This is a genomic window from Nonomuraea coxensis DSM 45129 (genome assembly GCF_019397265.1).
Lineage (GTDB): Bacteria > Actinomycetota > Actinomycetes > Streptosporangiales > Streptosporangiaceae > Nonomuraea > Nonomuraea coxensis.
This window is the reverse complement of sequence record NZ_CP068985.1, coordinates 8599208-8619042: the sequence shown is the minus strand read 5'-3', so window position 1 is coordinate 8619042 and position 19835 is coordinate 8599208. Positions and strand designations below refer to the sequence as shown.

22 protein-coding genes are annotated in these 19835 nt (G+C 73.9%); 15 read left to right on the top strand and 7 right to left on the bottom strand.

The features are described 5' to 3' along the window. Positions 1-70 precede the first annotated feature (70 nt). Positions 71-1471 (top strand): PLL family lectin, encoded by a 1401-nt coding sequence (locus tag Nocox_RS40415; protein WP_020543257.1) that lies wholly within the window; start codon positions 71-73, stop codon positions 1469-1471. Positions 1472-1523: 52 nt separating this feature from the next. Here Nocox_RS40415 and Nocox_RS40410 read toward each other — a convergent pair whose 3' ends face one another. After that, on the bottom strand, positions 1524-2858 hold the full coding sequence (locus Nocox_RS40410) for a hypothetical protein (protein ID WP_020543256.1): 1335 nt from the start codon (positions 2856-2858) through the stop codon (positions 1524-1526). Between the two features lie 205 nt (positions 2859-3063). Here Nocox_RS40410 and Nocox_RS40405 point away from each other — a divergent pair, with 205 nt between their 5' ends. The 6 genes from Nocox_RS40405 to Nocox_RS40380 all read left to right on the top strand — a co-directional run bounded on the left by Nocox_RS40405 (position 3064) and on the right by Nocox_RS40380 (position 6332). Next, positions 3064-3528 (top strand): Hsp20/alpha crystallin family protein, encoded by a 465-nt coding sequence (locus Nocox_RS40405; RefSeq protein ID WP_026214348.1) that lies wholly within the window; start codon positions 3064-3066, stop codon positions 3526-3528. A 17-nt stretch (positions 3529-3545) separates the two neighbouring features. Beyond that, a complete protein-coding gene (locus Nocox_RS40400; protein ID WP_020543254.1) occupies positions 3546-4112 on the top strand; it encodes a hypothetical protein in 567 nt (188 codons plus the stop codon). A 6-nt stretch (positions 4113-4118) separates the two neighbouring features. Beyond that, on the top strand, positions 4119-4271 hold the full coding sequence (locus Nocox_RS40395; RefSeq protein WP_020543253.1) for a hypothetical protein: 153 nt from the start codon (positions 4119-4121) through the stop codon (positions 4269-4271). A gap of 26 nt (positions 4272-4297) precedes the next feature. Further along, positions 4298-4576 carry a hypothetical protein gene (locus Nocox_RS40390; RefSeq protein ID WP_157383052.1) on the top strand — a complete coding sequence of 93 codons (279 nt, stop codon included), beginning with the start codon at positions 4298-4300 and terminating at the stop codon, positions 4574-4576. 63 nt (positions 4577-4639) lie between these two features. Next, entirely contained in the window at positions 4640-4942 is a 303-nt protein-coding gene (locus Nocox_RS40385) for an EthD family reductase (protein ID WP_020543251.1), read from the top strand. Positions 4943-5096: 154 nt separating this feature from the next. Beyond that, positions 5097-6332, top strand: a complete 1236-nt coding sequence (locus Nocox_RS40380; RefSeq protein ID WP_020543250.1) for a family 2B encapsulin nanocompartment shell protein — start codon at positions 5097-5099, stop codon at positions 6330-6332. Here Nocox_RS40380 and Nocox_RS40375 read toward each other — a convergent pair. The 3 genes from Nocox_RS40375 to Nocox_RS40365 form a co-directional block, all read right to left on the bottom strand. Beyond that, a complete protein-coding gene (locus Nocox_RS40375) occupies positions 6301-7530 on the bottom strand; it encodes a S1C family serine protease (RefSeq protein WP_020543249.1) in 1230 nt (409 codons plus the stop codon). The two genes, Nocox_RS40380 and Nocox_RS40375, sit on opposite strands and share 32 nt — an antisense overlap. A 101-nt stretch (positions 7531-7631) precedes the next feature. Beyond that, on the bottom strand, positions 7632-8300 hold the full coding sequence (locus Nocox_RS40370; RefSeq protein ID WP_157383051.1) for a class I SAM-dependent methyltransferase: 669 nt from the start codon (positions 8298-8300) through the stop codon (positions 7632-7634). A gap of 133 nt (positions 8301-8433) precedes the next feature. Continuing rightward, positions 8434-8817 carry an STAS domain-containing protein gene (locus tag Nocox_RS40365; protein WP_020543247.1) on the bottom strand — a complete coding sequence of 128 codons (384 nt, stop codon included), beginning with the start codon at positions 8815-8817 and terminating at the stop codon, positions 8434-8436. Positions 8818-9019: 202 nt separating this feature from the next. On the opposite strand from Nocox_RS40365, the gene Nocox_RS40360 reads away from it, so the two are divergent. Genes Nocox_RS40360 through Nocox_RS40345 form a run of 4 tightly spaced genes read left to right on the top strand, consistent with a single transcriptional unit; the run spans position 9020 to position 11844 of the window. Continuing rightward, positions 9020-9589: a CGNR zinc finger domain-containing protein gene (locus Nocox_RS40360; protein WP_020543246.1), complete on the top strand. Its 570-nt coding sequence runs from the start codon at positions 9020-9022 to the stop codon at positions 9587-9589. Then, the gene (locus Nocox_RS40355; RefSeq protein ID WP_020543245.1) at positions 9589-10023 is read left to right on the top strand and encodes a phosphatase domain-containing protein; all 435 of its coding nucleotides are present in this window, start codon (positions 9589-9591) and stop codon (positions 10021-10023) included. The genes Nocox_RS40360 and Nocox_RS40355 overlap by 1 nt, the downstream gene beginning before the upstream one ends. Before the next feature lie 40 nt (positions 10024-10063). Then, positions 10064-10573, top strand: coding sequence for a GNAT family N-acetyltransferase (locus Nocox_RS40350; RefSeq protein ID WP_020543244.1), 510 nt, complete (start codon positions 10064-10066; stop codon positions 10571-10573). 56 nt (positions 10574-10629) lie between these two features. Next, positions 10630-11844: a site-2 protease family protein gene (locus Nocox_RS40345; RefSeq protein ID WP_020543243.1), complete on the top strand. Its 1215-nt coding sequence runs from the start codon at positions 10630-10632 to the stop codon at positions 11842-11844. Between the two features lie 26 nt (positions 11845-11870). Here Nocox_RS40345 and Nocox_RS40340 read toward each other — a convergent pair whose 3' ends face one another. Next, positions 11871-13055, bottom strand: coding sequence for a sensor histidine kinase (locus tag Nocox_RS40340; RefSeq protein ID WP_020543242.1), 1185 nt, complete (start codon positions 13053-13055; stop codon positions 11871-11873). A gap of 159 nt (positions 13056-13214) precedes the next feature. On the opposite strand from Nocox_RS40340, the gene Nocox_RS40335 reads away from it, so the two are divergent. From Nocox_RS40335 to Nocox_RS40320, 4 genes are all read left to right on the top strand, one after another. Next, positions 13215-13988: a lytic polysaccharide monooxygenase auxiliary activity family 9 protein gene (locus tag Nocox_RS40335; protein ID WP_020543241.1), complete on the top strand. Its 774-nt coding sequence runs from the start codon at positions 13215-13217 to the stop codon at positions 13986-13988. 119 nt (positions 13989-14107) lie between these two features. Beyond that, positions 14108-14479 carry an STAS domain-containing protein gene (locus Nocox_RS40330; protein WP_020543240.1) on the top strand — a complete coding sequence of 124 codons (372 nt, stop codon included), beginning with the start codon at positions 14108-14110 and terminating at the stop codon, positions 14477-14479. Between the two features lie 127 nt (positions 14480-14606). Continuing rightward, positions 14607-15857, top strand: a complete 1251-nt coding sequence (locus Nocox_RS40325) for an alpha/beta hydrolase (RefSeq protein ID WP_020543239.1) — start codon at positions 14607-14609, stop codon at positions 15855-15857. Between the two features lie 11 nt (positions 15858-15868). Beyond that, a complete protein-coding gene (locus Nocox_RS40320) occupies positions 15869-16408 on the top strand; it encodes a DinB family protein (RefSeq protein WP_020543238.1) in 540 nt (179 codons plus the stop codon). Positions 16409-16420: 12 nt separating this feature from the next. Here the strand turns inward: Nocox_RS40320 and Nocox_RS40315 are convergent, their stop codons facing one another. Together Nocox_RS40315 and Nocox_RS40310 are read right to left on the bottom strand one after the other, a co-directional pair. Then, the gene (locus Nocox_RS40315; protein ID WP_020543237.1) at positions 16421-17551 is read right to left on the bottom strand and encodes a hypothetical protein; all 1131 of its coding nucleotides are present in this window, start codon (positions 17549-17551) and stop codon (positions 16421-16423) included. 264 nt (positions 17552-17815) lie between these two features. Beyond that, positions 17816-19684 (bottom strand): hypothetical protein, encoded by a 1869-nt coding sequence (locus tag Nocox_RS40310; protein ID WP_020543236.1) that lies wholly within the window; start codon positions 19682-19684, stop codon positions 17816-17818. Positions 19685-19835 lie beyond the last annotated feature (151 nt).

Here is a 19835-nt window from a genome sequence, read left to right as displayed (position 1 = left end):
TGCGAACACGTACAGTTACTATGTGTCAGGTTCATGCGTGTACGCATTCACACATCCCAGGGGGCTGGATATGGACGAGAACAGGGCCAACACCTCAGAACTCGACTTCGACGCCGAGGCGTCGCTGTTCCAGGCGCAGGACGACCCCTTCGCCGCCGCCGCGGCGGGCCTCGCGGTCGAGACCGAGCTGCTGCGGGACGACGACCTCGCCGACCGCGCCGCCGCCGAGGCCGACTGGCTGGCGGCCAGGCGCGAGAGCGAGCGCCGCATCGGCGAGCTGGACGCCCGGGACCAGGAGCGCGTACGCCGCCTCCAGGGCGAGCTGCGCGCCGCCGGCGCCGAGGTGTGGCCCGTGGCCCGCTGGTGGGGCTTCGAGATCAACCTCAACGAGGCCGCCGCCTCCCGCGCCGCCGAGCTGGCGCCCCTCATCGGGGAGACCGCGGGCGCGGTGCTCGGCGGCTGGCTCACGCCGATCGTCGAGTGGTCGGCCAGGAACAAGGCCCGCTGGATCAGCTCGGTCGCCGGTCCGTACGGCGCCCGCCTGGTCTCGCCGTGGACCGCGCCCGCCTCGCTCGTCCCCGTCCGCACGGCCACGACGCCGGCCGGCGACGCCCGTCTGTGGTGGACGGTCCACGAGCCCGGCGAGGGCTGGAGCGAGGACCAGCGCTTCGTCGACCACTTCACCGCCTCCGGCGCGGCGCTCGCCGAGTACCGGGACCGGCTCTACGTCGCCCACCGGGGCAGCGACGGCGACGCCGCCCTGTGGTGGGCCGTCTACGACGCCGATCAGGGCTGGAGCGAGGACCAGCGCTTCCCCAAGCACTTCAGCGCGAACGCCCCCGCGCTCGCCGTGTACGACGGCGCGCTCTACTGCGTGCACCGCGGCGCCGGCCAGGACACCGCCCTGTGGTGGACCCGCTGGGACGGCTCCACGTGGAGCCCGGACGCCAAGCTGCCCGACCACTTCTCCGTGAGCAGCCCGACCCTCGCCGCCTACGACGGCAAGCTGTGGTGCGTGCACCGCGGCGCGCACGACGACCGCCTCTGGTGGACGATCTGGGACGGCAGCAGGTGGAGCGAGGACAACCGCTTCCCCGACCACGCCAGCCGGTCCAACCCGGCGCTCGCCGTCTTCCGCGGCCACCTCTACTGCGTGCACCGCGGCGCGGGCGAGGACACCGGGCTCTGGTGGACCCGCTGGGACGGCTCCTCCTGGAGCCGCGACGAGCGGCTGCCCGACCACTTCTCGGCCGAGGGCCCGGCCCTGACCGTCTACAAGGACCGGCTCTACGTCGTGCACCGCGGCGCGGCCGACCAGAGCCTCTGGTGGGCCTCCTTCGACGGCGCGAGCTGGAGCGCCGACGAGCGACTGCCCGGCCACCTCAGCGCCGAGGCTCCCGCCGCCCTCGCCTTCCGCGACAAGAACGCCACCCGCGACCAGCTCGTGGTGCTGCACCGCGGCAGCCGCTGAGCCGCAGGAGGGGCGCCGGAGGGGCGCGGGGTACGGCGCCCCTCGTCCCTCCTCACCAGCCCGCGAGCTGCTCCACGAGCCACTCCGCCAGCGTCCTCGTCACCGCGCCGTGCGGACTGTTGCCGAGGTCGCAGCAGTGCGCGTCGAGGAACGTCCCGTCCTTCGGCAGCTCACGCAGGTCGGTGTAGAGCTCCGACGGCCAGGTCAGCGGATCCCGCGCGAGCGCGACCGCGCTCACCGACGGCACGAAGCAGGTGCCGCGGAAGCGGTCCTCGACCGGCAGCCCCATCGCGTCCGCGACCCGGCCGAACGCGTCCAGGGTGCCGCCCGGCGCCCCGTCGAACGCCGGCACGTGCGAGGTCGCGCTCGTCCACACCGGCTCGCCGAAGCCGATCGCGCCGACGTTGCGCAGCTCGCCCAGGTCCGGCTGGATCCGCGCCACCAGCCGCAGCGGGCCCTCGCCCAGGTCCAGCGCCGGCGTGCCAGGACGCAGGTCCGGCCCGCGCCCGTCGCCGCCGCCGTTGGCCAGACCCAGCTTGTACGGCCGCATCGGGAACCAGCCGACCCGGCGCAGGTCCTCCAGCAGCTCCTTGCGCAGCGGGCTGGAGTCGGTGACCCGGCCCGAGTAGCCCGTGCCCGGCAGCCATCCCCACAGGAGCTGCTGCGCCGCCGGGCTGCGGATCAGCTCGGCCTGCCCGGCCCCGTCGGGACGCGGCTGGATCGTCTCGTGCAGGTAGGCGAGCTGCTGCAGCACCAGCGGGATCCACGCCCCGAGGTGCGGGGTGTCGTACGAGACGTACTTGTCGGTCTGGTGGTCCACGCCCTCGCTCTCCATGCGGGCCAGCGCGTACCGGGTGATCATGCCGCCGGCGCCGACGCCGCCCACGATCAGCGGCGTGTCGCCCCGCCGCGTCTCCAGCACGCGCAGCAGGCAGGTCACCGCGACGGCCGCGTTCGCCTGCACGTACGCCTGCCGCTGGTCGAAGCCCAGCAGGACGACGTCGAGCCCCATCTCCAGGAGCTGGTCGAGCAGCCCGGGCACGCCCGGCTCGTACGGCGCGTTGAAGTGCCGCCACATGCTCGCCAGGTCGCTCGGCCCGTAGTTGAAGCCGTCGGCGAAGATCAGCGGCCGGACCGGCGCCGTCCGCCCCTCGGCCAGGTGGACGTGGGCCCGGCCGGTCGCCACGTGGCCCCGGTGCGGCTTGTCCGCGACCAGTTCCCACACGAGGTCGGGCTCGGCCGCCTCGCCCTCGCGCACCGGCGGGGTGGCGAACCAGACCCCCGGGTCGCCGAGCGTGCTCGCGATGCGCTCGATCTGTTCCGGGGCCAGGCCGCTCTCGACGGTCCTGGCCTTGCTCTCGACGTCGATCCTCGGTTCCTGTGCCATGGTGATCCCCTCCCTACGTGATCACTCACAGTAATCGAACCAGGTGGGAGGGGTGGTGGCGGCGCGCGTGCGCCCGCCCAAGCGCGGTTCACCGGAGTGTCAGGAAACGGCGGTTCGCCGAGTTTGCTGATGAACGCCGGGTAGGGACGCCATGAGCCACATGAGCAGGGACGATCACGTTCCAGCCGATACGGAGGTGAAAGCGATGGCGATTCCCGCCAGGCGCCACGGAGTGCCCGCGCAGTGGAGCGGCGGCGCGGGCATGCCGGCCCGCTCGTGGGACCCCTTCACGGAGTTCCAGCAGCTCTGGGACCAGATGGGCCGGCTGTTCGAGCAGGGCGTCGAGGCCGAGACCGCCGCCTGGCGGCCGGTCGCCGAGACCGAGGAGACGGTGGAGGAGTACCTGGTGCGCGCGGAGCTCCCCGGGCTGCAGCGGGACGAGATCAACGTCGAGGTGGACGGCAACGAGCTCCGCGTCTCGGGCGAGATCACCGAGGAGGAGCGGGGCCACAGGCTGAAGCGGCGCACCGGCGCGTTCGTCTACCGCACGATCCTGCCGTCCGACGCCGACCTCGACAAGGTCGGCTGCGAGCTCCACGACGGCGTGCTGACGGTGCACGTCCCCAAGACCGAGCAGGGCCGCTCGCGCCGCATCGCGATCAAGGGCTGACCGGGGCGGGGGCGGCCATGGCCGGGACCCAGGCGTTCTGGATCGACGCGGCGCACGAGGGCGCGCAGACCCGCTACGGCGAGCAGTTGCGCAGGTGGCGGCAGCTCTTCGCGGCGGCCGACGGGGAGCAGGGCGCGGCCGGCGTCACCCTCGACCCGCTGCGCTTCGCGCTCGGCGCGTGGGAGGCCGCCATGCGTCCCGTCACGGACGAGCCCTACGTGCGCTGCCATCCGCGCGTGCTCGACGCGACCTGCCACCACCCCGAGGAGGCACGCGGGCCGCTCGCCGTGGTCGAGCTCGCCGTGCCCTCGCCGGTGCCGCTGCCCGCCGGCTGGCAGACCTGGCACCGCCCGGACGGTGACGCCGGCGCGTACGCGCCGCCGCCGTACGAGCGGCCGACCGCGCTGACCACGCTGGAACTGCGGACCCCGCTCTCGCCCGACCGGCTGCCCACGCCCACCCACGCCCGCGCCGCGGGCCTGCCCAATCTGGACGACGCCCAGGCGTCGCTGGAGGCGCTGGTGACCGAGCTGAACGCGGTCGTCGCGCCCTTCCTGCACGCCCTGGAACAGAACCCGAGGTGAACCCCCGTGAACAGACCCGCAGGCGACCCTGACGACGAGTTCTTCGCGCCCGTGCTGCGCGAGCCGCCGCCCCCCGAGGCCGAGTCCGCGACCGGGAAGGTGAGCGACACCGGCGTGCGCCGGGCGCGCTCGGACGGCGGGCCGCCCACGTTCGGCTGAGCCCGGAGCGAGAAGGAGACATGACCATGAGGAACGAGCGACGGGGCGCCGCGAGCACCCAGCTCATCGACAGGGAGTGCGTGCGCGCGCTGCTGGAGTCCGACCGGGACGACGCGACGCTCGTCTACGTACGCGGCGAGTGCGTGGTGCTGCCCGACGCCGAGGTGGACGAGGCGCACCGGGGGCTGGTGATCGCCCGCCGTGACGAACTGCTGGCCAGGATGCCCGGCGAGGAGCTGACCGACCAGGTGCTCGACAACCTGGCGCACCGGCTGGACAACATCGTCCGCGATCTCGGCGCCTGACGTCTGGTGCCGCGGCCCCCTGCCGGGGTTTGATCGAAGCACCCACGACCAGGGAGACGGACCATGGCATTCCAGTTCATCGCGCTCTACAACCACCCCGAGAGCGCCGAGGACTTCGACAAGCACTACGACGGCACGCACGCCCCGCTCGCCGCGCGGCTGCCGGGGCTGCGGTCGTACACGGCGCTGCGGCCGGCGGGGGAGCGGCCTCCGTACCATCTCGTCGCGGTCCTGACCTTCGACGACGAGGCCGCCTTCAACGCGGCGATGGCCAGCGAGGAGGGCCAGGCGACCGCGGCCGACCTGGCGAACTTCGCCGGCGCCGGCGTCGAGATGCTCATGGGGCCGGCGGGGACGATCGTCTGAGGAGGGCGGGGGCAGGGCGGCGCCGCGGCCGCCCTGACGCCCGTCCAGCGCCGAAGGAAAGCGGCCGGGGTAACCATCACCTGTCCGCCGGGAGACTCTGCCCAGCGTGTTCGGATGAATACGTTCGGTGACGAGGAGCCGGCGATTGCGAGGGATGATGCCCACGGACCCCACCGAACAGCGGCTGAGCCTGGACACCAGGGCCGCGCGCACCCTGGCCACGACCACCAAGACCCGCCCCCAGATGCAGGCGATCACGTCCCGGTGGCTGCTGCGCATGCTGCCCTGGGTCGACGTGCGCGGCGGCACCTACCGGGTCAACCGGCGCCTCACCCACCGGGTGGGGCGCGGGCGGGTGAGCGTGGTGCGGGAGGGGGCCGACGACGTCCGGGTCATCCCCGAGACGCTGGCCGAGCTGCGGGCGCTGCGCGGCTACGACGACCTCGACGTGCTGACGGCCATCGCCGCCACGTTCAGGCCGCGCGAGGTCGCCCCGGGCGAGGTGATCGTGGCGGCGGGCACGCCGGTCACCGAGACCTGCATCGTCGCCCACGGCCGCCTGGAGAAGCAGGCCGTCGGCAAATACGGCGCCACCGAGGCCCTCGGCGTCCTCACCGACGGCGACCAGTTCGGCGACGAGGCCCTCGGCCAGGACGACCCCCGCTGGTCCTGCACGGTCAGGGCGGCCACCGCCGGCACGATCCTGGTCTCGCCGTGGGCCGACTTCCAGCGCGTCCTCGCCCGCGCCCCCGGCCTGCGCGCCCACCTCGACCGCTACCTCGCCGGCCTCCGCAGGCCCGTCAACCGGCGCGGCGAGGCGGCCGTCGAGATCGCCGCCGGCCACGTCGGCGAGCCCGTCATCGGCGGCACGTTCGTCGACTACGACCTCCGGCCGCGCGAGTACGAGCTGAGCGTGTCGCAGACCGTCCTCCGCGTCCACACCCGCGTGGCCGACCTCTACAACCACCCGATGAACCAGCTTGAGGAACAGCTCAGGCTCACGGTCCACGAGGTCCGCGAGCGCCAGGAGTGGGAGCTGCTCAACAACCGCGAGTTCGGCCTGCTCCACAACGCCGACTACGACCAGCGCCTGTCCACCTGGTCAGGCCCGCCCACGCCCGACGACCTGGACGACCTCATCAGCATGCGCCGCAAGACCCGCGTGCTGCTGGCCCATCCCAAGGCGATCGCCGCCTTCTTCCGCGAGTGCAACAGGCGCGGCCTCGTGCCGGGCGGCGCGGAGGTGGGCGGGCACGAGATCCCGGCCTGGAGAGGCATTCCGATCTTCCCCTGCGGCAAGATCCCGGTCAGCGCGCAGCAGACCACCTCGCGGGCCGCCCGCGCGGCGGCCCGGCCCCCTACTGCTTCTGCTCCTGCATCGTCGCGGTGACGACGTTCTCCTTGCCGTCGCGCAGGTACGTGATCCGCACCTGCTGTCCCACGGTGAACCCGCGGACCTGCCCCACGACCGTGTCGCCGCCGTCCACCGGCGTGTCGCCGATCTTCGTGATGAGGTCGCCCTGCTTGAGCCCCGCCTTGGCCGCCGGGCTGCCCTCGGTCACCTGGCGGATGAGCGCGCCGGGCACGTCGCCGGTGGCGTCGGTGACGCTCACGCCGAGGAAGGCGTGGCTCACCTTGCCCTTGCTGATGAGCTGCTCGGACACCTGCTTGGCGGTGTTCACCGGGATGGCGAAGCCGAGGTTGACGCCCTGCGAGGAGACCGCGCTGTTGATGCCGATCAGCTCGCCGGCCGCGTTGACCAGGGCGCCGCCGGAGTTGCCGGGGTTGATCGCGGCGTCGGTCTGGATCATGCCGCCGAGCGTGGTCGTCCGGCTCTGCTGCTGCTGCTGTTGCCCCCAGGGGAACTGCTGCCCGCCGCCGCCGTCACCGGCGGTCACCGTGCGGTCGAGCGCGCTGACGATGCCGGCGGTCACCGTGCCGTCCAGGCCGAGCGGGCTGCCGACGGCGAGCACGTCGTCGCCCACCTTGAGCTGGTCGCTGTCCCCGAGCGTGGCCTTGGCCAGGCCCGACACGCCCTCGGCCCGGATGACCGCGAGGTCCGTCGCCGGGTCGGTGCCGACCGTCTTGGCCTTGGCCGTCCTGCCGTCGTTGAACTTGACGGTCAGTGCGCCGCCCTGCCCGTCCACGACGTGGTTGTTGGTGAGGATCAGCCCGTCCTCCGACAGCACCACGCCTGAGCCCTCGGCGCTCTGGCCCTGGATCATCACCACCGACGGCTGCACCTTCGCCGCCACCTCGGCCACCGTGAGCTGGTCGGCCACGGTGCGGAAGGCCGGGCTCGGCGCGCTCGCCGTCGCGGTCGCGGCCGGGCGGTCCGCCCCCGCCAGGTACGCCCCCACGGCCCCGCCGCCGAGCGCCGACACCCCGAGCGCGGTCATGGCCGCCAGCGCGAGCCCCGCGACCGCCTTGCGGCTGAGCGCGAACCCCGGCCGCCGCGGCGGCGGAGGGGGCGGCGGCAGCGCCGGGCCCACGGGCTCCTTCCTGGGGAACCCGCCCACGGAGGGCGGCGTGTCACCGAACTGGGTCCAGCCGCCGGCGGCCTGCTCGCGGGGGTCGTTCGCGTCCATGTGATCTCCTAGCGTCCCGATGACACCAGACTGATCCATGGCCGGTAAGAGCTGGTTAAGGGAAAGATCGGGCCGGTGGCCGCGCCCTGACGCCGGCCTTATCACTGCTGGCCGGGCCTCCGGGGAGCGGGCGAGAAAATGTTGAGATTTCCGGCCGGTCGGGGCCGCGGCGCCCGGTAGAGCGCGACCGAGAACGGACGCGCGCAGTCCAGCTCGACGTGTTCGCCGACCTTGGCCAGCTCCGGCGCGGCGTCGGCGAAGCGGTGCAGCCGCCGCGCCTCCGGCCACGGGTGCACGAGGACCAGATGGCCGCCGGGGGCCAGCAGCGCGACCAGCCGGCGCGAGGCGGCGCGCAGCCGCTCGCCGCCGCCCACGTAGTAGAGGGTCTCCGCGCAGACCACCAGGTCGAAGCCGGGCCTGAGCCGGTGGGAGCCGTCGAGCAGGTCGGCGTGGACGAAGCGGACCCGCCCGGCGAACCGCTCGGCACGCCGCCGGGCCCGCTCCAGCGCCTTCCCGGAGATGTCGATGCCGGTGATCCCGGCGTCCGGGCACGCCTCGGCCAGCAGTTCGGTGAAGACCCCTTCGGCGCAGCCGGCCTCCAGGACGCGGCTCGGGCGCGCGGCGGGCAGCAGGGCCAGGGTGGTGCGGTACTTGTGCTGCTCGTAGGCGTCGCCGGTCAGGTTCCAGGGGTCGGGGCGGCGGTGCCACCAGTCGAAGTAGCGGCGCAGGACCGCCTTCTGGCTGCGGCGGCCGAGCAGGGCGAAGGACACGAAAAGCGCACGGTGTAACAGGTCGGGAAAGCCGGCCACAAGCCTCCTCGCGCTGGGGAGGGATCACGTGATCCGGCTCCCGAGTAGGGGGCGACAGGGCCGCACCCGAGCCTAAATTCCGCCTATTTCGTGATTAAGCCTGGGTGAGAGTTTTCTCCGGCGCGTTGGCCTGCTGCAGAGCGGCGATCACGGCCTGCTCCACCGTCTCGTGCACGTGCAGAACGGTGTTCGCCTGGGTCAGCTCCATGAGCCCGGCGATCTTGGGATGCGGCGCGGCCAGATGCAGCACGCCGCCGTGCTGACGGGCGAAGGCATGGGTGTTGAGCAGCACCCGCAGCCCCGCGCTGGCGAGGAAGGTGACCTCACTGAGATCGACGACCACGTGTTCGCCCGGCGCGCGCCGCTGGCGCTGGATGTAGAGGTCGAACGCGCGAGCCGTGGCGGAGTCGATCTCCCCTGCGACGGAGATCACGCACACGCCCGGCAGTTTCTGCACGGCGAACGTGAGATCCAGCATGCGATGCCCACCGATCGGAATTCGAGCGCGAATTCTCAGGGAACATGGACAAGGCGTGGTTCGCCTTTACCGCACGATATCCGCGTGCCGCCCGTCTTAGAAGATGCGGCGCTCGAATTCTTACCCCGGCGGACGGCCGCGCGGCCCGCCCTGCCGCTGTAAGGGTTATAGTCGATCTGCAACGGTTACAGAAGAGGGGCCCGTGGACATCCGGATAGCCGACTACGCCACCGGAGTGGCGGTGGCGAACGACCTGGTCAGCACCTCGCCTACGGTGCGGGGCGCGGCCGGGGACGCCTTGCCCTGCCCGGCCGCGCTGACGGACCTCCTGGCCAGGCACGGCCTCGTCCTCGACGCCCCGCCGACGGACGACGCCGACCTCCGCGAGGTGCTCCTGCTGCGCCGCGAGACCCGCGGCGTCATCGAGACCGAGACCGAGGAGCAGGCCGTCGCCGGAGCCATGGTGCTGGCCGGGCGCGCGGGCCGCTCCCCGGTCCTGCGGCGCGACGCCGCCGGCGCCTGGCAGTGGCACGTGCCCACCGCGCCCGGCGCCCCGCCGGCCGCCGAGCTGGCCGCCGTGATCGGCATCGGCCTGCTCGGCGCGGTGCGCGCGCTCGGCCACTCCCGCTTCCGCCCGTGCGCCGCCCCCGGCTGCCGGGGCGTGTTCGTGGACGTCAGCAGGGCGGGGCGGCGGGCGTACTGCATGCCCGACCGGTGCGGCAACCGGGTCAACGTCGCGGGCCACCGCGCCCGCCTGAGGAACGCGATCTGATGGCGGCGCTCGAAGGCGCGATCCGGCTGCCGGACGGCCTCCACGTACGGGGCCGCGGCCTGCGCCGCCCGCTCCCGCCCGGGCCGGTCCCCGACTTCGGGCTCTACCTCGGCTCCGACCGGCTCCGCCGCCGCCACGAGGAGACGCTGACCTGGCCGCACGAGTGGATCGTATGGCCCGACTTCCTGCTGCCGCGCGACCGGGACCTCGCCGTGCGCCGCATCGGTGAGCTGCGCGAGCGGGCGCGGGCGGGCCAGGCGGTCGAGGTGGCCTGCGGAGGCGGCGTCGGGCGCACCGGCACGGTGATCGCCTGCCTGGCGGTGCTGTCCGGCCTCGACCCGGCCGCCGCGCTCGCCTGGACCCGCGAGCACCATCATCCCCGCGCGGTCGAGACCCCCTGGCAGCGCCGGTGGATCGCCCGCTTTCCCCTATGATGCCGAAGGATCTTCATCCCGGAGAGAGAGGCGGTCGCCCGTGACGTCATCGGATGCCGTCATCCGCGCGGCCGTCCCCGCCGACCTGCCGGCCGTGACCGCGATCAACGCCCACTACGTCGCCAACACCGTCATCACCTTCGAGGAGACCCCGCCCACGGTGGCGGACTGGCGGGCCAGGCTCGCCGACCTGACCGCCCGCGGCTTCCCCTTCCTCGTCGCCGACGTCGGCGGCGAGGTCGCCGGCTACGCCTACGCGGGACCCTGGCGGCCCAAGCCCGCCTACCGCTACACCGTCGAGGACAGCGTCTACCTGGCTCCCGGCCTCGGCGGCCGCGGCCTCGGCGGCGCCCTGCTGGGCGCCGTGATCGACGGCGCGACGGCGGCCGGGCTGCGCCGGATGGTGGCCGTCATCGCCGACGCGGGCGACGACCGCTCGATCGCCCTGCACCGCAGGCACGGCTTCACCGAGGTCGGCCGGCTGACCGAGGTCGGCTTCAAGCTCGGCCGCTGGGTGGACACCACGCTGATGGAACGCCCGCTGACCTGAGGTTTCTCCGGTGGGTGGCGGGTAGCCGACCCTCATCCGAGTGGAGGAGCAGGCAGATGCGTTCGTCCTTCCGGTTGGGCCGCATCGGCGGGGTCGTCGTGGGGCTCAACGTCAGCGTGCTGGTGATCGTGGTGATCCTGGTGGCCGGGCTGTCGTTCGGGCAGTTCCCGCTCGCCTTTCCCGGATACCCCACGGTGGCGTACGTGCTGGCGGGGGTGGCCGCCGCCGTCCTGTTCCTGGCCTCGCTGCTCGCGCACGAGCTGGCGCACGCCATCGTGGCCCGGCGCAACGGGATCGAGGTGCCCCGGATCACGCTGTGGCTGCTCGGCGGGGTGGCCGAGCTGCGCAGCGAGCCCCGCACGCCGGGCGCGGACCTGCGGATCGCGGTCGTGGGGCCGCTGACCAGCTTCGTGTGCGCGGTGGTGTTCGTGGCGCTGGCGCTGGTGACCGGCGCCGTGTCGCTGGTGGCCGGCATGTTCGGCTATCTGGCCGCGGTCAACGTGCTGCTCGCCGTGTTCAACCTGATCCCGGCCGCGCCGCTGGACGGCGGGCGGGTGCTGCGGGCCGCGCTCTGGTCCCGCTGGGGCGACCGGGTACGCGCCGCCGTCGCCGCCGCCCGCGCCGGCCGCGTCTTCGGGTACGTGCTCATCGCGTTCGGCTTCCTCCAGGTCGTCACGGGGCTGGGCTTCCAGGGGCTGTGGCTCGTCCTCATCGGCCTGTTCCTGGTGAACGCGGCCAGCGCCGAGGAGCAGCAGGCCCAGCTCGGCGCGACGCTCCACGGGGTCCGGGTCGGCGACGTGATGTCGGGGCGGCCCGTCACCGCCTCGCCGGACGAGACCGTCGCCGGGCTCATCGACCGGCTGGTGCTGAGCCGGCGGCTGTCGACGTACCCGCTGGTGGCCGAGGACGGGACCTTTCTCGGGCTGGTGACGCTCAACCGGCTCCGGCAGGTGCCGCCGCAGGCGCGGGAGACCACCCGGCTCGCCGACATCGCCTGCCCGCCCGGCGACGTGCCCAAGGCGGTCCCCGACGAGCCGCTGCTCGGCCTGCTGCCCCGGATGACCGGCTGCGCCGACGGCCGCGCCGTGGTGCTCGGCCCGTCCGGGCAGCTTCTCGGGCTGCTCACGCCGAGCGACATCAGCCGGGTGATCCAGACCGCCGGGCTGCACGGCCACGACCCCTACCCGCACCCGCGCGGCGCCGACCTCACCGTCCCGCCCCAGCGCCAGGCCGAGGCGGGGGAACGCGAGCGCCGCCGCAGCGACGTCTGACCCCCGGCCGCACGAGGTCCCGGCGGTCACGGGCGCCTGGCGGCGGCGGCCTGGACGCCGGAGGGCGGGAGCGGCAGCACCGCGTGGACCCGGTAGCCGCCGTCCTCGCGCGGTCCCGCGTCCATGGCGCCGCGGAAGAGCGCCACCCGCTCCCTGATCCCGGTCAGCCCGTCACCGCCCGGCGGCGGCGCCGGCTCGGGCCGGCCGGCGCGCGGCCCCTCGCCGGTGATCTCCAGGCGCAGCTCGGCGTCGCCGTGCGTGATCCGGACCAGGGCATGCGTAGGGCCGGCGTGCTTGAGGACGTTCGCGAGCGCGTCCTGCGCGATGCGGTACGCGGACAGGTCCAGGCCCGCGGGCAGGGGCCGGGGCGTGCCCTCGATCCGCAGCGCCACGTCCAGGCCCGCCGAGCGCAGGTGCGTGACCAGCTCGGCCAGCCGGTCGAGGGTGGGCTGCGGGGTCGTCCCGCCGCCGTCGGGGGCGGTGCGCAGCAGGTCCAGCGTGCGGTGCAGCTCCTCCACCGCGCCGCGCCCGGTCTCCTCGATCAGGGCCAGCGCCTCGCGCTCCTGCCGCAGCTCGCGGGGCAGGAGCAGCCGTACGCCGCCGGCCTGGAGCACCATGACGCTGACGTCGTGCGCGACGAGGTCGTACAGTTCGCGGGCGATCCTGGCGCGCTCCCGCGCCACCGCCGCCGCCTCGGGAGCCTCCGTCGCCCGCGGCGGCTCGCCGGAGGCGCCGTGCTCGCGCCGGCGGCGGACCGTCACGCCGGCGACCCCGGCGACGAGGGCCAGCGCGCCCGCGACCAGGTGCTCCCCGACCGCCGCCGGATCGGCGAGCACCAGCCCCGACAGGAACAGCGCGGTCATCCCGATCCCGGCGACGCCCCGTGGGCCGCCCGCCGGGGCCAGGCTGAGCACGGTGAACAGCAGCAGCAGCGCCGTGTGCCACTGCCAGGACAGCGGCGGCCGGCCGGCCAGCAGGTACGCCCCCAGACCGATCCCCGTGAACACGGCCATCACCGCGACCGGCCACCGCCGCCGCGCCAGCACCAGAGCCGCGGCCGGCACCGCGCCCGCCGCCCAGAGCTCCGGCACCGCGCCGCCGGAGGCCCGCAGCTCCTCGGCGAGCGCGAGCAGGCCGATCACGGCGGCCGGCAGCCAGTCGATCGGCCCCGGCCACGTCGTCGTGGAGAGGTCACGGGAAGTGTCGGCCATGCAGCGCAGCCTAGGGAGCGGGAGGAGGGCGGTCATCAGCCCAGCGCCGCACGCGGGGTCCCCCTCGGGGGTGATTCCCGGCGGCGGCCGGGCCGCTGAACCGCCGCCGCCCGCCTCCCGTACCTCCGGGTGAGGACGCCGAGCGGGGAGGTCGGGACGGTGCGGCACCGGATCACGAGCGCGGCCGCTGGGCTGCTGCTGTCAATCAGCATGATCGCCGGGCCGGCGGACGCCCACGGTGCGCTGGAGAGCCCGCTCAGCAGGGCCGCCGCCTGCGGCGGGACGGACACGTACGCCGCCTGCCGCGCCGCGCTCAAGGTCGCGGGCTCGGCCGTGCCCGGCGAGTGGGACAACCTCAGGGTGGCGGGCGTCGCGGGCCGGGACCGCCGGGTCGTCCCGGACGGCAAGCTGTGCAGCGGCGGCCTGCCGGGCTTCCGTGGGCTGGACCTCGCCCGTACGGACTGGCCGGCCACCAAGCTGCGCCCCGGAGCCGCCTTCACCTTCCGTTACCGGGGCACGATCCCGCACAAGGGCACCTTCCGCCTGTACGTCACCAAGCCCGGCTACGACCCGGCCGAGCCGCTGCGCTGGTCGTCGCTGGAACGCAAGCCGTTCCTCACGGTCACCGACCCGAGGCTCGCCGACGGTTCGTACGCCTTCAAGGGCCGGCTCCCCACCGGCAGGACCGGCCGCCACCTGATCTATACGATCTGGCAGAACTCCGACACGCCGGACACCTACTACTCCTGCTCCGACGTCGTCTTCACGGCCGCCGCGAAGAAGGGCAACGCCCCCGCGCTCCAGCCGCCGGCCCAGGGCGGCCCCGCCGCGCCGGCCGGCGTCCCGTGGCAGCTCGGTGTGGCCGTCCTGCTGGCCGCCGGGGCGGGAACGGCGGCGTTCGCGGGACTCCGGGCAGGTCGCCGCCGTAGGTGAGCCGCCCGCGGATCGTCGGGTGAAGGCTCCTTCCGGCATTGGGCTTCTGGCGTTAGTGTGTGCAGCGGTCCGTACGCGCTGTCCCGCCTCAGGCACGCCTCTCCACCCCGGGAGCCCCAGTGAAACTGACCTGCAGGCACCTGCCGGGCGTCACCCTGATCACCGTGTCCGGCCCGGTCGACGCCACCAACTCCGCCGAGCTGGAAAGCTTCGTCGACGGGGCGAGGCGGCGGCTGGACGAGCATCTGGTCTTCGACCTCGGCGAAGTGTCGTTCCTCGACAGCTCGGGCCTGGCGGTCCTGCTCGCCGCCGCGACCCTGGCCCGTGCGCACGGCGTGGCCGTCCATCTCGCCGCCGTCCAGGAGCGGCCGATCCGCATCATGGAGATCACCGGCGCCTGGCGGGCCGTCCACCTGTACGACCGCGTCGACCAGGCGCTCGCGGCGGCCGGGGCCGGACCGTCCCCCCGTCGCAGCGGCACAGCGCCTTGACGGCACCGCGCTCACCCCGCGGTGTATTAACTTAGCCTTGCCTTAGTCGACACGACGTTGGGAGGCGACCATCAGCCCCGCGCAGCACGCCGTCTACGGCCCGGCCACCACCTCCGTCCTCGCCGCGTTGCCCGCCCGCCCCACGCCCGCCCACCTGGACGAGCTCCTGGCGGCGCGCGGACCGGTGCTGACGGAGTCCGCCGCCGACGGCCACACCGAGGTGACCTTCGTGACGGCCGGAGGCCGGGCCCCGCTGTCGCTCTGGATCCAGGGCGTCCGCCAGGCCCTTCCCCAGCGGATGCGCCGCCTCGGCGCAGACGGCCGGGGCCGCCAGGTGTGGGCCTTCGGCGCCCGGTTCCCGTCCGACAGCACGCTCACCTACTGCTACGTCGAGCGCGACCCGGTCGCCAGGCTCGGCCTGGTCCGCCGGGCCCGGCTGGCCGCGTCGGCCGGCGCCCGCGACGAGCTGATCGAGACCCTGTTGTCACGTTCCTTTCCCGACCCGGCCGTGGCGCGCCGCGTGCCGAACGTGCTCGGGCTGCTCGGCCGGCAGCAGGCGCCGATCCCCGCGACCGTCAGCGACTGGGTCACGCCGCTGGCCCTGCCCGGCGCGCCCGGCCAGGACTGGCGGCACCGCCCGGTGCGCCTCGGCCGCCTGGTGACCGAGCGCCCGGGGGCGGGCCCGCTGGCCCGCCCGGTCACCGTCTACCACCCGCCCTGCCGGGGCGAGGCCCGTGACCTGCCGCTGGTGGTGGTCTTCGACGGCGAGGCGTTCGCCTGGCTCGCCGGCGAGCTGGACGAGGCCATCGCGCGCGGCCGGATGCCCGCGTTCCTGGTCGCCTACGTCCACAACCTGTCGCGCCGGCGCCGGGTGGACGAGCTGTCCGGCGACCCCGGCCTCGTCGCGGGGCTCGTGTCGGAGATCGTGTCCTGGCTGCGGGCCCGGCACCACGCCGCGGCCGACCCGGCGCGGGCGATCGTGGCGGGGGCCGGGCTCGGCGGGCTGGCCGCCGCCCGCCTGGCCCATCGGCGTCCTGATCTGTTCGGGGCGGCGCTGGTGATGTCCGGCTCGCTCTGGTGGGAGCCGCGCGGGCGCGCCGCCCGTCCGGCGGGGCTCGACCTGCTGGCCCGCCTGGCCCGCGAGCACCGCCACCGCTGGCCGGTACGCCTGTGGATGAGCTACGGCACTCTGGAGGCCGACGTCGGCGACCGCAGGCTGACCCTGCTCGGCGCCGTCGAGCGCTTCGCCCGCGCGGCCCGGCCGCACGTGGACGAGCTGACGGTGCGCGAGTTCCCCGGCGGCCACGACACGCCGTGCTGGCGGCCGGCGCTCCGCGACGGGCTGCGCCATCTCACGGCCCGCTGGAGGTCCTTCTAGACTCGCCAGTCATGACCGTGATCGACGAACAGGGCCGTCCTGAGCCCCCCATCGCCGCCGGCGAGACCGCGACCCTCCTCGGCTACCTCGACTATCAGCGCGCCACCCTCGCCTGGAAATGCTCGGGCCTGGACGCGGCCGGCCTGCGGGCCACGGTCGGCGTCTCGTCGATGACCCTCGGCGGGCTGCTCAAGCACATGTCCTACGTGGAGGACCATTGGTTCTCCCGCTCGCTGCACGGCAACGACCCGCAGCCGCCGTGGGACACCGTGGACTGGGCGGCCGACCGCGACTGGGACTGGAACTCGGCCGCCGGCGACTCCCCGGAGCAGCTTCTCGCGCTGTGGCAGGGCTCCGTGGCCCGTTCGCGCGAGCTGACCGAGAAGGCCCTGGCCGATGGCGGCCCGGACCGGCTCGCGCGGCGGAGCTGGGCCGATGGCACCACCCCGTCACTCCGCTGGATCCTCTGCCACATGATCGAGGAGTACGCCCGCCACAACGGCCACGCCGACCTCATCCGCGAGTCCGTGGACGGCCTCACCGGCGAGTGACCCGGCGGACGGTCAGAGCAGCCGGTCGTGCCGGCTGTCGGCCTCCTGCCGGAGCGCGACGATGAAGGCGCGGCGCAGCTTCTGCCGGCGCGGGCCCTCCACGCTCAGGCCGCCGCCTGGCTGGGTGGCCCGGACGTGCCGCTCGTAGAACCCCCAGCAGCTCTGGATGCCGTGCAGCAGGTTCTCCAGCAGGTCGGGGGCGGGACGGCCGGGGTCGAGCGGGGTCAGGGGCAGGTGCACGGTGTCGGCGCCCACGGCGAGCTCGGGATGCTCGGCGTGGACCTCGCCGATGAGGCGCTCGGCCGCGTTGATGCGGTGGCGGGCCTCGATGATGCCGAGCAGGTGCCCCTCGCCGACATGCAGGGCGTTGCGGACCAGGGTCATGACGACCTGTCGCGGGCGCACGCCGGCCCCGAGCCCGCCGAGGACCTCGGTCAGGCTCTCGAACGCGAGCGGCTTGACCGGCTGGTCGGCGGCGGCCACGATCTGCGCCGGGTGGGCGCGGGTGAGCCGGGAGGTGACGACGACCGCGGCGTGCAGCCAGTGGGCGGCGGCGATGGCCGCCGCGGTCGGGTCGAGCCGGGTGAACAGCGCGTCGCAGCCGAACGGGTGCCGGCGCAGCAGCCGGTCGGCCTGGACGACCTGCAGCGGGGAGGTGTCCTCGCGGCTGAGGGCGACGGCCTGCCCGGCCCGCTCCGACAGGTCGCCCAGCTCGGCGCGTTCGACGGCGGCGAGCTCGGCGGCGACCTCGCCGGCGATCCGCGTCGTGAGGCCGGGCCGGTCGAGGAAGGCGAGGACGCGGCCGACCGCGTGGGCGGCCTCCTGGACCCTGGTGTCGATCTGCGCCCAGGCGGTGCGGTCGGCGGCGACGACGAAGTCGTGGACCGTTCCGAAGGCGTCGCGCTCCTGCTGCCGCTGCCGGCCGAGGCTGCCGGGCCCGTAGTGGTCGGCGACGCTGGCGGGATGGGTGTAGCAGCGCCAGCAGGCGTGCGAGAGCTGGGTGAGCCCGGCGGACAGGCGCAGCAGTTCGTGGTGGGGGAGTGCGGAAGGTAGGTCGGCCACGGTGGTGGCGGTCTCGCCGATGCCGGTGCTCCATTGAGCGATGAGCGCGCCCCGGGCGCGGTCGATGGCGTACCGAGTCACAGAGACTCCTTCGACGGGGGGACTGAGCGGGCGAGAGCCGTGCTCAGTGAGCGTGGGCGCGGTCGTGGGCGGCCACGTGCAGAATGCTAATGACGACCCCGGCCGGCCGAAGGATTTTTTCGCGAGGCGCGAATTCCTGGCGTCGGCTCAATAGTCGATAAAAGCGCATATGCCGTGCTCGGCGGGAGGATATTTTGCTCCGAGGAACGCCGCCCGGCGCTTGTGCTGCCGGGCGGCGTCCGCGTTTTCCGCACGATTCACGGATCAGGGGGCCGGATAGTCCGTGACGTACACCGGCGCGCCGGTCCTGGACGGGTCGGCCGCCTCGCCCACGCCGTTGACGACGTGGTCGATCGTGCCGGCGCTGAGGTTGACGGTCATGACGTGGTGCAGCCGGACGCCCGGGGTGCGCGGCACCTCGAAGCCGTTCTCGGTGTGGATGTCCGGGTTGTTCTGGTTGAAGACGTAGACGCCGGCTCCGTACAGGCGGTGCGTCCGGACCAGGTCGCCGACCTTGTAGCCGGCCCAGCCCTCGACGTCGCCGTTCATCCAGTCGGCCTGCGCCGGCGGGTCGTACGGCAGCTCGTTCTGGTAGAGGATCGTGGTGCCCGCCTCGCCGTTCCAGACCGTGTTGTACTGCTGGAAGTGCTCGACGAACAGCCCGGTCGCGGTCACCCGGTCGCCGTTGACGACCGCGCCGGTGCGGCCGAGGTTGGTGTTCCAGCGCTGGGTGTCGGTCAGGCCCTCCACGCCGTGGTCGGCGCGCCACACCCACGTGTGGTCGATCAGCACGTCGTCGCTGTTGACCTCCAGCGCGACGTCCGTGCGGCCGACGTGCGGGCCGCCGACCCGGAAGTACACGTCGGACAGCGTCGTCGGGTTGCCCGGCGAGCTGTGGCCCCGCCCGTTCCGCTTGCCGACCCGCAGCAGGACGGGCGACTTCCGCTCGCCCGCGTCGATGGTCACGCCGGCCACGATCACGCCGGGGACGTCGGCGACCTCGATGGGGGTCGAGCCGTTGATCGCGGTGAGCGTGGCGTGCCCGAGGCCGAGCACGACGGTGTCCGGGCGCTTGATCTCGATGCCGCGCGGGATGTCGTACACGCCGGGCGTGAGCAGCAGGTGCTTGCCGCGGGCGAGCTGGCTGTTGATGACCTGCACCGGGTCCGACGGCCGGGCCACGAAGAAGTCGCCGATCGGGATCGTCCTGCCGGGCGTCAGGCCGTCCGCCCACGAGACGCCGCGGGTGTTCCTGCGGGCGGACGGGACGCGCACCTGGTAGCGGCCGCGTGCGTCCGTGTAGAGGAACGGCTTCTCCCTGCTGACCGGGGTGGTGTCGAGCGTCGTGTACGGCGGGTCGGGGAACGCCGACTCCTCCGGCGCGCCGACGACGCCCGAGAAGACCTGGTTCCAGACCGCGTTGGACCAGCCGGCGATCTCGCTGTCGCGGGTCAGCCACTGCTGCTGGGAGCCGTTCGTGACGGCCGGCAGCCGGGAGTCGGCGATGAAGCCGCCGCTCGCGTACTGGGGGCCGGCGGTGCAGTAGTCCATCAGGGACAGGGTGCCGCCGGTGACGTCGAGCCGGCGCAGGGAGACCGCCTGGGAGACGGCCCAGAAGTCCGCCGAGGACCGGCAGCCGTCCTGGCCGGCGGCGTTGACGTTGACGGACAGGTTGGAGAGGGTGCGCCAGAAGTTGACGAGGGCGAGGCAGTTGGCGGTGCCGCCGTCGGCGAGGCAGCGGTTGTAGACCTCGACCTTGCCGTTGATGACGACGTCCGTGGGGGAGGCGCCGAGGCCGGCGATCTCGGTGTAGTAGCCGACCTTGATCTGGAGGGGGTGCTCGGCGGTGCCGTACGTGCCGGGCTTGAAGAGGTAGGCGTGCCTGGCGGTGCCCATCTCGGCGTCGACCTGGGCGGCGTGCGCGGCGTCGAGGGTGGCCTGGATGTCGGCGACCGGCATGCTCGGGTCGAAGACGGTGACGTTGGGCCCGAGGTCGGGCGCGCCGCCCGCGGGCGGTGACGCGCTCGCGGGCAGGCCGGTGGCTCCGGCGGTCATGACGGCGGTGGCGAGGACGACGCCCAACGCCATCGTCCGGCCGGTGCGCCGGCGCCCGTCGGGTTGCTGGATCGTCATGGGGTTCGTCCTTTCGACGGGCGGCCTGCCGCGCTGAGAGAGCGCTCTCTCGGGTCGTTTGTACCGTGCCGCCCGCTCCGTTCACAAGGGCGCGCACGAGCCTGTGGGGCCGCGGAAATCAGGGGTTGGCCGCAGGCCCAAGATCGTGTTG

What these genes read in the sequence shown, in the direction of transcription:
- Nocox_RS40415 (WP_020543257.1), top strand. Translation starts at nt 71, where the DNA reads ATGGACGAGAACAGGGCCAACACCTCAGAACTCGACTTCGACGCCGAG.
- Nocox_RS40410 (WP_020543256.1), bottom strand. Translation starts at nt 2,858, where the DNA reads ATGGCACAGGAACCGAGGATCGACGTCGAGAGCAAGGCCAGGACCGTC.
- Nocox_RS40405 (WP_026214348.1), top strand. Translation starts at nt 3,064, where the DNA reads ATGGCGATTCCCGCCAGGCGCCACGGAGTGCCCGCGCAGTGGAGCGGC.
- Nocox_RS40400 (WP_020543254.1), top strand. Translation starts at nt 3,546, where the DNA reads ATGGCCGGGACCCAGGCGTTCTGGATCGACGCGGCGCACGAGGGCGCG.
- Nocox_RS40390 (WP_157383052.1), top strand. Translation starts at nt 4,298, where the DNA reads ATGAGGAACGAGCGACGGGGCGCCGCGAGCACCCAGCTCATCGACAGG.
- Nocox_RS40385 (WP_020543251.1), top strand. Translation starts at nt 4,640, where the DNA reads ATGGCATTCCAGTTCATCGCGCTCTACAACCACCCCGAGAGCGCCGAG.
- Nocox_RS40380 (WP_020543250.1), top strand. Translation starts at nt 5,097, where the DNA reads ATGATGCCCACGGACCCCACCGAACAGCGGCTGAGCCTGGACACCAGG.
- Nocox_RS40375 (WP_020543249.1), bottom strand. Translation starts at nt 7,530, where the DNA reads ATGGACGCGAACGACCCCCGCGAGCAGGCCGCCGGCGGCTGGACCCAG.
- Nocox_RS40365 (WP_020543247.1), bottom strand. Translation starts at nt 8,817, where the DNA reads ATGCTGGATCTCACGTTCGCCGTGCAGAAACTGCCGGGCGTGTGCGTG.
- Nocox_RS40355 (WP_020543245.1), top strand. Translation starts at nt 9,589, where the DNA reads ATGGCGGCGCTCGAAGGCGCGATCCGGCTGCCGGACGGCCTCCACGTA.
- Nocox_RS40345 (WP_020543243.1), top strand. Translation starts at nt 10,630, where the DNA reads ATGCGTTCGTCCTTCCGGTTGGGCCGCATCGGCGGGGTCGTCGTGGGG.
- Nocox_RS40340 (WP_020543242.1), bottom strand. Translation starts at nt 13,055, where the DNA reads ATGGCCGACACTTCCCGTGACCTCTCCACGACGACGTGGCCGGGGCCG.
- Nocox_RS40320 (WP_020543238.1), top strand. Translation starts at nt 15,869, where the DNA reads ATGACCGTGATCGACGAACAGGGCCGTCCTGAGCCCCCCATCGCCGCC.
- Nocox_RS40310 (WP_020543236.1), bottom strand. Translation starts at nt 19,684, where the DNA reads ATGACGATCCAGCAACCCGACGGGCGCCGGCGCACCGGCCGGACGATG.